General features: G+C 72.2%; 14 protein-coding genes. 7 read left to right on the forward strand and 7 right to left on the reverse strand.

Going from position 1 to position 13,458, the window contains the following annotated elements:
• Positions 1–21: 21 nt before the first annotated feature.
• The 4 genes from TPA0908_RS03505 to TPA0908_RS03520 all read left to right on the forward strand — a co-directional run bounded on the left by TPA0908_RS03505 (position 22) and on the right by TPA0908_RS03520 (position 4,311).
• On the forward strand, positions 22–2,415 hold the full coding sequence (locus tag TPA0908_RS03505) for a M4 family metallopeptidase (protein WP_281934545.1): 2,394 nt from the start codon (positions 22–24) through the stop codon (positions 2,413–2,415).
• 76 nt (positions 2,416–2,491) lie between these two features.
• Positions 2,492–3,259 carry an enoyl-CoA hydratase/isomerase family protein gene (locus TPA0908_RS03510; RefSeq protein WP_281934547.1) on the forward strand — a complete coding sequence of 256 codons (768 nt, stop codon included), beginning with the start codon at positions 2,492–2,494 and terminating at the stop codon, positions 3,257–3,259.
• A 588-nt stretch (positions 3,260–3,847) separates the two neighbouring features.
• Positions 3,848–4,054 (forward strand): TetR/AcrR family transcriptional regulator, encoded by a 207-nt coding sequence (locus TPA0908_RS03515; protein ID WP_281934549.1) that lies wholly within the window; start codon positions 3,848–3,850, stop codon positions 4,052–4,054.
• 29 nt (positions 4,055–4,083) lie between these two features.
• A complete protein-coding gene (locus tag TPA0908_RS03520) occupies positions 4,084–4,311 on the forward strand; it encodes a TetR/AcrR family transcriptional regulator C-terminal domain-containing protein (RefSeq protein WP_281934551.1) in 228 nt (75 codons plus the stop codon).
• A 94-nt stretch (positions 4,312–4,405) separates the two neighbouring features.
• On the opposite strand, the gene TPA0908_RS03525 is transcribed toward TPA0908_RS03520, so the two are convergent.
• The 6 genes from TPA0908_RS03525 to TPA0908_RS03550 form a co-directional block, all read right to left on the reverse strand.
• Complete coding sequence (locus TPA0908_RS03525; protein ID WP_281934552.1) at positions 4,406–4,846, reverse strand: HNH endonuclease; 441 nt, start codon at positions 4,844–4,846, stop codon at positions 4,406–4,408.
• A gap of 211 nt (positions 4,847–5,057) precedes the next feature.
• A complete protein-coding gene (locus TPA0908_RS03530) occupies positions 5,058–6,176 on the reverse strand; it encodes a hypothetical protein (protein WP_281934554.1) in 1,119 nt (372 codons plus the stop codon).
• A 40-nt stretch (positions 6,177–6,216) separates the two neighbouring features.
• Positions 6,217–7,749 carry an FAD-dependent oxidoreductase gene (locus TPA0908_RS03535; RefSeq protein WP_281934676.1) on the reverse strand — a complete coding sequence of 511 codons (1,533 nt, stop codon included), beginning with the start codon at positions 7,747–7,749 and terminating at the stop codon, positions 6,217–6,219.
• A gap of 122 nt (positions 7,750–7,871) precedes the next feature.
• Complete coding sequence (locus TPA0908_RS03540) at positions 7,872–8,912, reverse strand: IS630 family transposase (protein WP_281934556.1); 1,041 nt, start codon at positions 8,910–8,912, stop codon at positions 7,872–7,874.
• Positions 8,913–8,975: 63 nt separating this feature from the next.
• The gene (locus TPA0908_RS03545) at positions 8,976–9,446 is read right to left on the reverse strand and encodes a hypothetical protein (protein ID WP_281934558.1); all 471 of its coding nucleotides are present in this window, start codon (positions 9,444–9,446) and stop codon (positions 8,976–8,978) included.
• A 24-nt stretch (positions 9,447–9,470) separates the two neighbouring features.
• Positions 9,471–9,956, reverse strand: coding sequence for an MSMEG_6728 family protein (locus TPA0908_RS03550; protein ID WP_281934560.1), 486 nt, complete (start codon positions 9,954–9,956; stop codon positions 9,471–9,473).
• Between the two features lie 88 nt (positions 9,957–10,044).
• Here TPA0908_RS03550 and TPA0908_RS03555 point away from each other — a divergent pair, with 88 nt between their 5' ends.
• The 3 genes from TPA0908_RS03555 to TPA0908_RS03565 all read left to right on the forward strand — a co-directional run bounded on the left by TPA0908_RS03555 (position 10,045) and on the right by TPA0908_RS03565 (position 13,018).
• The gene (locus TPA0908_RS03555) at positions 10,045–11,820 is read left to right on the forward strand and encodes an NAD-binding protein (RefSeq protein ID WP_281934562.1); all 1,776 of its coding nucleotides are present in this window, start codon (positions 10,045–10,047) and stop codon (positions 11,818–11,820) included.
• Positions 11,821–11,824: 4 nt separating this feature from the next.
• Positions 11,825–12,643, forward strand: coding sequence for a phosphotransferase (locus tag TPA0908_RS03560; protein ID WP_281934564.1), 819 nt, complete (start codon positions 11,825–11,827; stop codon positions 12,641–12,643).
• Positions 12,644–12,835: 192 nt separating this feature from the next.
• A complete protein-coding gene (locus TPA0908_RS03565; RefSeq protein WP_281934567.1) occupies positions 12,836–13,018 on the forward strand; it encodes a hypothetical protein in 183 nt (60 codons plus the stop codon).
• Between the two features lie 8 nt (positions 13,019–13,026).
• On the opposite strand, the gene TPA0908_RS03570 is transcribed toward TPA0908_RS03565, so the two are convergent.
• Complete coding sequence (locus TPA0908_RS03570) at positions 13,027–13,215, reverse strand: helix-turn-helix transcriptional regulator (RefSeq protein WP_281934569.1); 189 nt, start codon at positions 13,213–13,215, stop codon at positions 13,027–13,029.
• Positions 13,216–13,458 lie beyond the last annotated feature (243 nt).

The following is a 13,458-nucleotide window of genomic DNA, read 5'->3' on the forward strand; positions in this document are numbered from 1 at the left end:
AACTTCCTTCCAGGAGGGCATGTGAAAAGAACCGTCGCCGCCGTCAGCGCAGCGCTGCTCACCAGCGGCGTGCTGGCCTGCGTCACCAGCACGGCGCAAGCGGCAGCGCCCAGCGCCCCCAGCCCCGAGCGTGCCGCCGCGGCGCGCGCCGACAGCCTGCTCCGCGCCAACCCCGGCGCCGTGCAGGGTGCCGGCGGGGAGGCGTACCAGGCCGTCCGCACCAAGGTCGACCCCTCCGGGGCGGCGCACACCCGCTACACCCGGACCTACCAGGGCCTGCGGGTATACGGCGGCGACTTCGTCGTGCACACCGCCCCGAACGGCACCATGAGCGGCACCTCGGTCGGCCTGTCCGCCCCGCTGACGCTCGGCACCAGCGCCAAGGTCGGCGCGGACGCCGCCAAGGCCAGCGCGCGCAAGGCGTTCTCCGGCAGCCTCACCTCGGTCGGCGCGCCCGAGCTGTTCGTGGACGCCAGCAGCGGCAAGGGCCGGCTGGCCTGGGAGACGGTCGCCTCCGGCTGGAAGGCGGACAAGCAGACGCCGTCGAAGCTGCACGTCATCACGGACGCCACCACCGGCAAGGTGATCGGCTCGTACGACGAGATCGAGTCGGTGGTCGGCAGCGGCCAGGGCATCTACACCGGTTCGGTCAGCATCGACACCACGCTCTCCGGCAGCACCTACTCGATGATCGACCCGTCGCACGGCAACGGCCGTACCTGCGACATGAACAACGGCACCTCCACCTGCACCACGTTCACCGACGCCGACAACGCGTGGGGCAACGGCGCCAACTCCAACCGGCAGTCGGCCGCCGTGGACGCCCACTTCGGCGCCGCGAAGACGTTCGACTACTTCCTGAACGTGCACGGCCGCAACGGCATCTTCGGCAACGGCCAGGGTGTGCCGAGCCGGGTGCACTACGGCAACAACTACGTCAACGCGTTCTGGGACGGGTCCCAGATGACCTACGGCGACGGGTCGAGCAACTCCCGTCCGCTGGTCTCGCTGGACGTGGCCGGCCACGAGATGAGCCACGGCGTCACCGAGGCGCTGTCCGGCCTGGTCTACTCCGGTGAGTCCGGCGGCCTCAACGAGGCCACCAGCGACATCTTCGGCAACATGATGGAGTTCTACGCCGCCGCGCCCAGCGACCCGGGTGACTACCAGGTCGGCGAGAAGATCAACATCAACGGCAACGGCACGCCGCTGCGCTACATGTACAACCCGTCGCTGGACGGCTCGTCCGACTCGTGCTGGTCCACCAGCACGAAGAACAAGGACGTGCACTACTCCTCCGGCGTCGGCAACCACTTCTACTTCAACCTGGCCGAGGGCACCGGCGCCACCGCGTACGGCACCTCGCCGGTCTGCGGCTCGGCCCCGGCGGTGACCGGCATCGGTCGCGCCAAGGCGGAGAAGATCTGGTACCGGGCGCTCGACGTGTACTTCACCTCGAACACCTCGTACGTGAACACCACCACCCCGTCGAACACGGCCCGCGCGTACAGCCTGCGGGCGGCGACCGACCTGTACGGCAACTGCTCCACCGAGTACAAGGCCGTCCAGGCGGCGTGGACCGCGGTGAACGTGGCCGGCAGCGACGCGCCGTGCAGCTCCACCGGGAACGACTTCTCCGTGTCGCTCTCCCCGACCGCCGGCTCGGTCACCCAGGGCGGTTCCGCCACCGCCACCGTCGCCACCGCCACCACCAGCGGGACCGCGCAGACCGTGACGTTCTCCGCGTCCGGCCTGCCGACCGGCGCCACCGCGTCGTTCAGCCCCGCCTCGGTGACCTCGGGCGGCTCGTCCACGCTCACCATCGCCACCAGCGCGAGCACGCCGACCGGCACCTACTCGGTGACGGTCACCGGCAGCGCCACGTCGGGCGCGAAGTCCGCCACGTACTCGCTGACCGTCACCGGCACCGGCGGCGGCTGCACCGGCGCCGGCCAGAAGCTCGGCAACGCGGGCTTCGAGACCGGCACCAGCCCGTGGACCGGCACCACCGGCGCGATCGGCGCCTTCAGCGGCCAGTCGGCGCACGGCGGCACCCGGTTCGCCTGGCTGAACGGCTACGGCTACAGCAGCAACGAGAACATCGCGCAGTCGGTGGCGCTGCCGAGCGGCTGCTCGACCTACAACTTCAGCTTCTGGCTGCACATCGACTCGGCCGAGTCCACCACCAGCGTGCAGTACGACAAGCTGAACGTGCAGGTGCTCAACTCGTCCGGCACCGTGCTGGCGACGCTGGCGACCTACTCGAACCTGAACAAGGCCACCGGCTACAGCCAGAAGTCGTTCTCCCTGGCCGCGTACGCCGGGCAGACCGTGACGCTGAAGTTCACCGGCACCGAGGACGCGTCCCTCCAGACGTCGTTCGTCATCGACGACACCGCGGTCGACGTCTCCTGACCTGACCGCCCGACCCCGGGGCCCGGCGGCCACCCCACGCGGGTGGTCGCCGGGCCCCGCCCGTTACGGTCGCACCATGTCCGACGCGGAGTTGACCGTCACGGTGGACGGCCCGGTGGCGACCGTGGTGATCCGGAACCCGGCCCGGCGCAACGCCATGACCCCGGCCATGTGGCGGCAGCTCCCGGTGCTGCTCGACGGCCTGGAGGCGGACCTGGCGGTCCGGGTGCTGGTGCTCACCGGCGCGGCCGGCACGTTCTGCGCCGGCGCCGACCTCGGCGACCTCGACGAACTGCTGGCCGCCGGCGACCACAGCATCGCGGTGGCCGCCGAGGAACGGCTCGCCGCGTTCGGCCGCCCCACCGTCGCCGCCATCGAGGGCGCCTGCGTCGGCGGCGGCTGCCAGCTCGCCGTCGCCTGCGACCTGCGGCTGGCCACGGCGGACGCCCGGTTCGGCGTACCGCCGGCGCGGCTCGGCCTGGTCTATCCCGCGCCGACCACCCGCCGGCTGGCCGGCCTGGTCGGGCCGTCCGCCGCCAAGCACCTGCTGTTCACCGGCGACCTCGTCGACGCCGAGCGGGCGCTGCGGATCGGCCTGGTCGACGAGGTGCTGCCGGCCGCCGCGCTCGCCGACCGGGTGGCGGCGCTGACCGCCACGATCGCCGGGCGTTCCCGGCTCACCGTGACGGCCGCCAAGGAGATCATCGACGGGCGCGCCGACGCCGACCGGATCGCCTGGTGGCACGCGCAGGTGCGGGACAGCGGCGAGGCCCGCGAGGGGGTGGCGGCGGCCAACGACCGCCGACCGCCGCGCTTCGGCTGGACGCCGCCGGCCCCTCGCTGACCGTCTTGTGGCCGGCGCTTGCCCGTCCCGTTGGCCGGTTCCCGCTGACGTTGACCATCGGTCAGGCGCTGCTCGGTCTCGCTCCGATCGGGCTGGTCCTGATCGGCATCATGGCGGCGATGTCTGGCATCGTCTGCTGGCAGATCCCCCGCGACGCACGCCGGGCGAGGCGTTTTTGCGGGTCCGTCCGCTCTGACCGGCACCGCCGTCGTAGCCCCTCGCCGCCCGCATCCACTTGTTACTGTGTGCGACTTCGCGCGATCGTCACTCAGCGTGCCAGTGAGCGCGGGGGGCGGGCGTGGTCCTCCGCCCCCTTTGCTCTGCAACCATCGGCGCATCATGGCGCTGAACAGGGTTTTCGATCCACGCGGCGCGGCGGCGATCGACCTGTCGTTGTCACGGTACGTGCATGGTGCTTCCGTGGCTGCAGAGCAAAGGCGGCGCGAGGTGAACTCGGCGGCGCAAGGCGTTCTTACGCGGAGCGACACTGGTCAGAGCCGATAAGCGACCAAGGCCCGGACCACCACCCCTCCCGACCGGGACGCCGCCGGGACCTGCGGATCAGCGCGCGGATCGGCTCGCGCCGACGTGTGCGAGCAGCTCGCCGACGCGGCGCTCGCGGTGCTCGACCGGGACGGCCTCGCCGGCCTCACCATGCGGGCGGTCGGTGCGCAGCTCGGCACCAGCACGATGGGCCTCTACCGCTACGTCGCCGACCGCGACGAACTGGAGTCGTTGGTCGTCGAGCGGGTTCTCGACCGGGTCGACACGCGTCCGCCGGTAGGCCCTTCTTAACCCGGGCCGGTCTCGTCGGCACCCGCCGGGTGGTCGCCTTCCGCGCCCTGCTCGGCTACGTGGTCGGCGCGATCCAGATGGAGCACCTCGGCGCACTGGCCGACCCCGGTACGGCGGTCATCGCGGCGCTGCCCCGGGAAGACTTCCCCCTGCTGGCCGAGACCGCGCGCGCGGCCGGTGCGGTCGGCCCGGACGACGAGTTCGACGGCGGACTCGACCTCCTGCTCGGCGGACTCGCCCGCCACCTCGACCGGTGACGGTCGAGTCCCGGGGACCGGTGACGGTGGGGCCGGCGGGCGCCGCGCCGGAGGCGTACCCCCGGCGCCGCCCCCTGTGCCCGCCGGCCGTCCGTCACCGCGCCAGCGCGACCCAGCTCGGCGTCGCCGGCTCCCGCCGCAGCGGCATGCCCGCCTCGGCCGGGGTCCGGTCACCTTTGCGCTGGTTGCACGCGTAGCAGGCGGCGGTGGTGTTCCCCCAGGTGTTACGGCCGCCGCGCGAGCGGGGCACGATGTGGTCGACCGTGCTGGCCGGGCGGTCGCAGTAGGCGCACCGCCGGCCGTCGCGGGCCAGCACCCCGGCCCGGGACCAGGCCGGGCCGGCGCTGAACCGCCAGCGCGTCACCACGTACCGGACGAGGCGGACCACCCGCGGCATCGGGAAGACGCCGATGAGCCGGTCCGGCTCGGACTCGTGGATCTCCGCGACCCGGCGGCAGAGCATCCGGATCGCGTGCTGGACGGTGACCCGGTGCAGCGGGCCGAGGTCGGCGTTGATGACGAGGACGGCGTCCACCGGGCTCTCCCTTCACGATCGGTCGGTGGTGCGGCGACGAAAAAGCCGCCCGGTCCACGGGGACCGGGCGGCGACGACGTGGGCGCGCGACGTGCGCGTCAGTCGGGCCGTCCGGACCCTGGGCAGCCGTCGCCGAGCAGCCACGACGTCTTCGTGGTGGCGGATCGCAGCGACATGGACGGCTCCCGGAGCGGTGGTTGACCTTGCGCGTTCACGGTAGGTCCACGCCGGAGACCCGGGCAACGTATTTCGATCTCCCGTCGGAGGGTGGCCGCTGCCGGCCGGCACGTCCGGCCCGGCGGGCGGCGGTGAGCGGGCGGTCGATCCGGGCGCTCATCTGCGCCACCAGCTCGCTCTCCAGCAGCGGCCGGTTCACCTCGGCGGCCACCGACAGCGTCGGGGTGGAGATCGACCGCCAGATCGCGGTGAGCCCGGCCCCGAGGCCGACGAGCGCCACCGCCGCCCGGGTGGTGGGGGAGCCGACCGCCGCCGCGGCGCTGACGCCGACCACCGCCAGCAGCACCACCAACAGCGGCGCCAGCACCGGCCAGAAGATGCCCCGGGCCGCCCGCACCACCAGCTTCCGGTCCCGGATGATCAGGTTCCGGGCCACCACCGCCCAGTTCTCCTCGTCCAGTAGGTCCCGCGGATGCAGGCCGCCGGTCAGCACGTCCCGCCACAGGTCGCCCTGGTCGCGCAGCTCGCGGGCCAGCTCGGCGAGCCCGGCCTCGGTCGGGTCGCCGACCGACGCGCGACCGACGGCGGTGGTCCAGGCGGCCAGCGAGCGGCGCACCACCGCCGCCGAGTACGGCGGCAGCACGCTGGCCAGCTCGTCCAGCCACCGGCTGAGCTGGATCTGCCGCCCGCCGAACCGCCGGACCAGCTCGGTGCCGTCACCGCGCCGGACCGTGTCGGCGAGCGAACGGCCGAGCCGGTACGCCACCCCGACCCGGTGGTCGGTGGCCATCGTCCAGCGCAGCACGTCGACGTTCAGCTCGTCGAGCGCGAACAGCAGCGGCTCGCGGTCCACCCCGGCGGCCCGCCGGGCGGCGGCGGTCGCCGGCAGCACCCGGCCGGCCGGGGTCAGCGCGGCGATCCGGGCCAGCGCCACGTCCACGCCGTCCAGGTACATGCCGAGCCGGTGCCGCCCCGACATCTCGGTCAGGTTGGACAGCTTCGCGGGGGCGGTCGCCGGCCGGTCCCCGTCGCCGGTCAGGTCGGCGGTCTGCGCGTGGTGGTAGGCGTCCGCCATGGACCAGCCGAGCCGCAGCGCGGTGACCACGACCGAACGTTCGTCCCGCCGCTCCTCCGTCCGCGTCGCGGTGCTCACCGCTCGACCATAATGCGTTGTTTGACCGTTTATCGGCGGATCATCGTGACCGGCCGGCCAGCAGGCCGCGCGGACGGATCGACCGGACCGGCTCGGCCGCCGCGCCCTCCGCCCGCAGGATGTGGTTCGCCGCGATGATCCCGGTGGCCGCCGACCGCTCCATCAACGCGCTCGGGAACTCGGTCCGGATCCCGTCCCCGGCCAGATAGAGACCCTCGGCGTCGGTGCGTACCCCCGGCCGGCCGGCATGGCTGCCCGGGGTGAACGCCGGGGCCTGCGCCTCGACCCGGGCACGCAGCTCACGCACCCGCAGGTCGGCCACCTCCGGCCAGAGCGCGGTCAGCTCCCGCAGCATGCGGGCGGCCAACTCGTCGGCGGGCACGTCCGGCTCGCAGGCGTACGCGTGCAGCTCCACCACCGAACCGCCGGTGCGCTCCGCCCAGCGGCGCGGCTCGGCCTCCAGCCGGTGGTACAGCGTCACCGAGTCCAGCGTGGGCTGGCGGGAGACGCCGCTGAACACCGCCCGGTCCCGGCGGACGTCCCCGTCCATCCAGTAGCGCGCCACCGCGTACGGCGGGCCGGGCCGGCCGAACGCGGGCATCCGCGCCACCAGCTCGGGCGCGGTCGCGACCAGGCCGGGCGAGGCGTCGACCAGCGCGGCCAGCGCCGGCGGGTCGACGGCGAGCACGACATGCCCGGCCTCCCATCCCTCGCCGTCGGCGCCGGTCACCCGCCAACCCTCCGGCGTACGGTCCAGCCGGGCCGCCGGCGTGCCGGTCAGCACCCGACCGCCGTGCTTCTCCACGTACCGGGTCAGCGGCTCCCAGATCGCCGTCGCGTAGTCCTCGTCCGGGCAGTCGAAGGCCAGCCCTTCCGGGTTGCCGAGCAGGTAGAAGTGGAACTGGGCGATCATCTCGGCGGCCGACATCTCCGCCTCGTGGTTGAAGAACGAGTGTGAGAAGACCTCGAACAGCATGGCGCGGGCGCGGTCCGGCAGCCGCAGCGAGGTGAGCAGCTCGTCCGCGGTCCGCTCGTCGAACTCCGCGTAGGTGCGCACCGGGTCGTAGGTGAGCAGCGGCAACGCGGCGTCCCGGTCCATCGCGCGCAGGTCCGTCAGGCGCAGGCTCGGGCTACGCAGCAGCAGCGCCAGCAGGTTGGCCGGCGGGGCCGGCGGCAACTTGCCGAACTCCTCGGTCGGCCACTGCGCGGACAGGATCGGATAGCCGGGGATCGGCTTGAGGAAACCCAGCGTCGGGTCGACGCGGCGCAGGATCGATCGCCAGTTCCAGTACTGCCGGAAGAACGCGTGGAACCCGTGCTCGTTCTGCTGCGGGCCGTCCGCCAGCGCCTCCGGCCAGGCGCCGAGCCGGCCGCCGAGGTGCGGCGCGGCCTCCAGCACGGTCACCGACACGCCCCGCTCGGCCAGCACCACCGCCGCCGACATCCCGGCGATGCCACCACCCACCACCAGCGCCGACGCCGGGCGCGGCACGCGCGGCGCGCCACCGCCGCCCGGGTCCACCACGTGCTCACGTACGCCGATGAGCCGACCAACCTTCTGCGACAGCCCCACGCCCCACCCTCCGCTCAACAGTGCTCCCCAGTGTGCCTGAGCCGTAAGGAGGGGCCCCCGCTTAACGCATACGGATGTGCCGGGGCCCCCTCTTATTGACGGGTAGGGCAAATGTGCCGTGATCATTCGGCGGCGTAGCGGACTTCGGGCTTGCCGAAGAAGGCTTTCACCGCGGCTGGCTGGTTCTGCCGACGACGCAGATGCCGGCTGGCCGCGGTGGCCAGGTCCGTGGGGCTGGCCGGGCGTGCTTGTGCCACATGCTGTTTGACGTCGTGGTTGAGTAGTTCTACGGGGTTGAGTTCAGGGGCGTAGCCGGGCAGGAAGTGCATCTCGATGTCGTCGGTGCGCTCGGCCAGCCAGTCACGGACCATGATCCGGCGGTGCGCGGAGTGTCCGTCGACGATCAGGTGGATCTTCCGGTCGAGGTGGCGGGTGAGGCGGGCCAGGAAGCCCAGGAGCACGTGACCGGTGAACGAACCGTGGTAGCAGGTGAAGTACAACTCGCCCTTGTTGCTGATCGCGGCCATCACGTTGACGCCGAAACGGCGGCCGGTCTTGGCCACCACCGGCGTCTGTCCGACCGGCGCCCACGTGGTGCCCACCGCCGCGTCGGAGCGTAACCCGGTCTGATCCAGCCACAGGATGATCGCCTTGTCCCGCCTGGCTCGCCCGGCGATGGCCGGATAGGTGACCTGCCGCCACTCGGTGACCGCCTGCGGGTTCTGCTCGTAGGCCCGCCGCACCGGTTTCTGCGGCGACAGCCCCCACGACCGCAGATACTTTCCCACCGTCACCAACGACAGGTCCAGGCCGAACCACACCCGGATGAGCTGCCGCACCTGCGCACGAGTCCACACCAACCCCGGCAGGGCGACCTGGTCCGGACACTGGTGAATGATCGCCCGCCGCAACCGCGCCTGCTGCCGGGGCGTCAACGCCTTCTGCTCGTGCGCACGACGCCCCCGCCTACGGGTGTTCAAACCCCGGTTTCCCTGACGGTCAAAGGCATCCACCCACCGCCACACCGTCTTCGGCGCCACCCGAAACACCCGCGCCGCCCCGACCTGACTCATTCCCGCCTTCACCGCCGCGACCACCCGACGACGCAGATCCTCCTGCGCCGCCGGGGAAAGCGACCGCGTATCACGCACCACCACACCCATACACAACCAACGATAACGGTGTATTTGGGTTACTGGTCAATAACAGTTGTGGCGACCCGACAGCTACCTGAAGGAAAAGACGCGTTCCGCCGGGTCCACGACCACGGCCAGAAGCGCTCCCGGCACGAGAGCCGGGTCGTCGGGGCGGACCGCCTCGACCTCGAAGGTGGTGAACCCGGGGCCACTGATCCGCAGTCGGAGTCTCAACCCGGGTTCCTCGCCACCCAGGTTGTTGGCCACCGTGAGAACCTCCGCGGTGGCGGCGACGCCGGCAGCGGCGAGCCGCCGCATGTCGCGGCGTGAGCGAGTGACGAGGCGCAAGCCCCAGACGCCGAAGCCGACGCCGACGACCGTCATCAGGAGATCCCCGGCGAGTAGACCCCAGAAGTCCACGGTGGACAGGTTCTGGCTCTGCGACACGACGGGCACCAACAGGACCGGCCCGGCCAGACAGATCGCCAGGAACATCACTCGGCAGAGCAGCGCGCCGACCGGACCGATGCGCGTCTCCGCCTCCCGCGGTGCGGTCGTCATCCGCACAGCGTAGGCGGGGACGGCCTATCCCGGCAGACAGCGGCGGGGGCGGTCCGAGGGGGGCCAGACGTAGTCCAGGTCGAGCGGGGTGTCGGCGGGGAAGAGCGGCGCGTAGTGGGCGGGGTCCTTGCGCAGCAGCGACGACCGATGGCTGCGGTGCAGGTCGTCGCGGCCCAGCCAGGGCGGCAGGTCGCCGGTGGCGGCAAGCGCGTCCTGGGTCCGGATCGTGGTGATGCCGCAGGCGGTGGCGAGGTCGGTGGCGAGTGTGGCGGCGCAGGTGTCCGCCCGGCCGGGCTCGCACCACACCGCGCACATGTCCAGCCCGTAGCGGGTCAGCGCCTCCTCGTACCCGGCCCACATCTTCACCGCCGGGTGGTTGCGCCAGCCGTAGTCCGGGCGGGTCAGCCCGCGCAGCACCTGGATGGCCTCCACGCGCTGCTTGCCCAGCCGCTTCTGGTCCAGGGCCCGGGCGCTGGCCAGAAAGTCCGGATACGGCAGGAACGTCTGCATGGCGGTGCTCTACCCGGACCCGGCGGCACCATGCCTTCAAGATCGCAGGGGGCTGTGCGCCTCGCGAGCGGCTGACTACGATCCGGGCATGGCCGACCCCCTGCGCGACCGTGCGCGCCGCGCGACCGGGTGGCGGCTCCGCTCGAACGGCGACGAGCGCCCCCACTTTGTGGTCTGCGGCTCCGACCCGCTGGCCTACTGGGTGGTCCGGGCGCTGCTCGGCGCCGGCCCGACCGCCGGCCAGGTGCGGGTCACGCTCGTGGTGCCAGAGCGCCGCCGCTCCGACGGCCCGGACGGGCGGGACGTGCCCGGGGTACGCGTCATCCGGGCCGACCGGCTCGACGAGGCCACGTTCCGCCGGGCCGGGCTGGCCGACGCGGACGGCCTGGCCCTGCTGCACCAGGACGACGTGGGCAACATGCACGCCGCGCTCTGCGCCCAGGAGGTCGAGCCCCGGCTGCGCCTGGTGGCGCGCATGTTCAACACCAACCTGGCGGACGGGCTGCGGCAGCTCTTCCCCGGCTCGGCGGTGCTCTCCGACGCGTCGATGGCCGCGCCCGCCTTCGTCGCCGCCGCGTTGGGCGAGCTGGCTCCGACCCACTTCCGGCACGCAGGCCGTACGCTCTACGTGGCCCGCCGCGCCGACGTACGCCCGCAGGACGTGGTCTGCGGCCTGGCCGTCACGACCGACCCGGAGCTGGTCCGGGTGCTGCCCGCCGACGAGGCCACGGCCGACGTGGTGCTGGCCGAGGCGACCGGCCGGCCGCCCGGCACCGAGCTGGCCGCCCGCCGACTGGTCCGGGCCCGGCGACGCCGGCAGCCGGTGGAGGTGCTGCTCCGCGCGATCCGCAGTTTCGCCACCCGCAAGATCGGCATCGCGGTGCTGGTGCTGCTCGGGGTGATCGCGGTGCTGGGCTGGCTGAACGCCCGCGCGGCGGCGGTCACCTGGGGCGAGGCGCTCTACCTCACCCTGGTCACCACGCTCAGCGGCCAGGACCCGGACGTCAACAAGCCGGTCGCCGCCCAGGTCATGCAGGTGGTGCTCAACCTGGCTGGGCTGGCGCTGATCCCGCTGATCACGGCCGCCGTGGTCGACGGCATCGTCAACGCCCGGCTGGCCCTGCACACCGGCCGGATCCAGCCGGACCGCTCCGGGCACGTGGTGGTGGTCGGGCTGGGCAACATCGGCACCCGGGTGATGGCCCAGTTGCACGACTTCGGCGTCGAGGTGGTGGCCATCGACAAGAACCCGGACGCGCGCGGCGCGGCGCTGGCGCACCGGCTGGGGGTACCGGTGATCGTCGGTGACGCCGGCCGGGAGGAGACGCTCCGCTCCGCCTCGGTCGACACCAGCCAGGCGCTGGTGGTGCTCTCCACCGACGACGGGGCGAACCTGCGCGCCGCGCTGATCGCCCGTTCCCTCGACCCCGACCTGCGGGTGGTACTGCGGCTGTTCGACGGCGACTTCGCCGAGCGGATCCAGCAGGCGTTCGGCATCGGCATCTCGCGCAGCGTCTCCTACCTGGCCGCCCCGTCGTTCGCGGCGGCCCTGCTGGACCGCGCGGTGATCGCCACCATCCCGGTCGACCGGCACGCGTTGCTGGTCACCGAGGTGCCGGTGGTGGCCGGCTCGCCGCTGGACGGGCGTCCGCTCGGCGCGGTGGCCCGCCCCGGCGAGGTGCGCCTGCTGGCGCACACCCGGGCCGGGCAGAAGGGCGACTGGTCGGTCGATCCGCGCGTGGTGGTGCACGCCGGCGACCGGTTGACGGTGGTGGCCCGGCGGGCCGGGCTGACCGCCCTGCTGCGCGAGACGACGCCCGTGCCACCGGGCGGGGCGCCGGTCCCGCGCCAGCCGGAAGACTGAACCGATGCGGGCAGATGAGATTCAGCGGGCGACACAGGCAGCCGTGTCGAGCGCTTCATGGCTCGGTCTGACCGTTGACGACACCGCCGTCCTGCAGAACGCGAACACGCTCACCCTGCGTCTGCGGCCCTGCGACGTGCTCGCCCGGGTGGCACCGGCCATGCACCAGTGCGCCCAGCTCGAAGTGGATGTTGCTCGGAGGCTGGGCGAGGTTGGGAGCCCGGTGGCCGCGCTGGAATCGCCCGAGGTCTTCGTCCGTGGCGACCACGTGGTCACTCTCTGGACCTACTACGAACCGGTGACCACCCAGCCGGTCCCCACCGCCGAATACGTCGACGCGCTCGAACGTCTGCACGCCGGGATGCGCGCGATCGACCTGCCCGCCCCGCACTTCACGGATCGAGTTTCGGCGGCCCAGATGCTGGTGGCCGACCATGCCCGAACGCCGGCACTCGCCGCTCCGGACCGGGTCTTCCTCGCCAGCACGTTGGCCCGGATGCGACGAGCCGTCGGCGAGAACGGCCGGCCCGAGCAGCTCCTGCACGGAGAACCCCATCCGGGCAACCTGCTCTCGACCCGGAACGGTCCGCTCTTCATCGACTTCGAGACGTGCTGCCGGGGGCCGATCGAGTTCGACCTGGCCCACACACCCGACGAGGTCGGAGACCACTACCGGGGCGTCGATCGCCGGCTGCTCCGAGATTGCCGGACCCTCGTACTGGCGATGATCACAGCGTGGCGCTGGGATCGCGACGACCAGTTTCCCGACGGTCGCCGGCTCGGCATCGAGTGGCTAAGCGAACTACGGAAGGCAACGGCTTAGTCTGAACGGCTGGGCAGGACCAACAACAGCCGGGTGGACGGCCCGATGAGGTGGCAGGAGGCGTCGACATGTCATCTGGATCGGGACCGGACACTGGCATCGTTCTCACCGAGCGGCAGACGGCCGTACGCCGGGCCTTGGGCGAGACCCTGCCGTGGGTGGCCGTCCTGCCCGACGAGGACGTGGACCAGTTTGCTCGCCGAGCTGATCACTGTGGCGCAGGATGGCACCTCGTTGGAGGATCTGACGCACATCGCGGTCCTGCTCACCCAATGGCGGAACACCGCCGAGGTCCACGCTGATCCCGTCCTGCTCGATCACGTCGGCCGGGCACCCAGCGGAGACTTCGGCCCGGCCTCGCCGCATCTCGGCTGAGGAGGTTTCTAGCCCTCGCTCTCCTCGGCGAGGTCGGGGCGGTGCTCCGCGATCCAGCGCTCGACGTCGTCAGCGAGCCATACCTTGCCCTGCGCCAGGTCGGCGACGGCTTCGGGAAAGGTGCGCCGCAGGGTCAGCTCGTAGACGCGTTGGCGACTGATGCCGCCCAGGCGTACGCGAATCTCATGCGTACCCATCAGTCGAAGCTTTGCCACAACTCGACGCTAGGCACACGGGTACCAGTCTCGCGTCAAGCCCGTCAGTAGTACCTGACGGAAGTACTTGATGCACGACCGGAACCGCGTCACGCTGAGATATGCGTTCACGATCCGTGAGGAAGCCGCCACTTCTCGATCTCATCCACCATCGTCGGCGCTGGTCGTTGCGCTGCATCTGCGGGCTGCGCTGGCGCGCGTGCCCGGACCGTCGCCGGATGCCGC

The organism is Micromonospora sp. AKA38 (assembly GCF_027925725.1).
In the GTDB taxonomy this organism is placed as follows: Bacteria; Actinomycetota; Actinomycetes; order Mycobacteriales; family Micromonosporaceae; genus Micromonospora.

Bases quoted from the DNA above. Each gene is read 5' to 3' on its own strand.
- TPA0908_RS03510 (WP_281934547.1), top strand. From the start codon at position 2,492: ATGTCCGACGCGGAGTTGACCGTCACGGTGGACGGCCCGGTGGCGACC.
- TPA0908_RS03540 (WP_281934556.1), bottom strand. From the start codon at position 8,912: ATGGGTGTGGTGGTGCGTGATACGCGGTCGCTTTCCCCGGCGGCGCAG.
- TPA0908_RS03545 (WP_281934558.1), bottom strand. From the start codon at position 9,446: ATGACGACCGCACCGCGGGAGGCGGAGACGCGCATCGGTCCGGTCGGC.
- TPA0908_RS03550 (WP_281934560.1), bottom strand. From the start codon at position 9,956: ATGCAGACGTTCCTGCCGTATCCGGACTTTCTGGCCAGCGCCCGGGCC.
- TPA0908_RS03555 (WP_281934562.1), top strand. From the start codon at position 10,045: ATGGCCGACCCCCTGCGCGACCGTGCGCGCCGCGCGACCGGGTGGCGG.
- TPA0908_RS03560 (WP_281934564.1), top strand. From the start codon at position 11,825: ATGCGGGCAGATGAGATTCAGCGGGCGACACAGGCAGCCGTGTCGAGC.
- TPA0908_RS03570 (WP_281934569.1), bottom strand. From the start codon at position 13,215: ATGGGTACGCATGAGATTCGCGTACGCCTGGGCGGCATCAGTCGCCAA.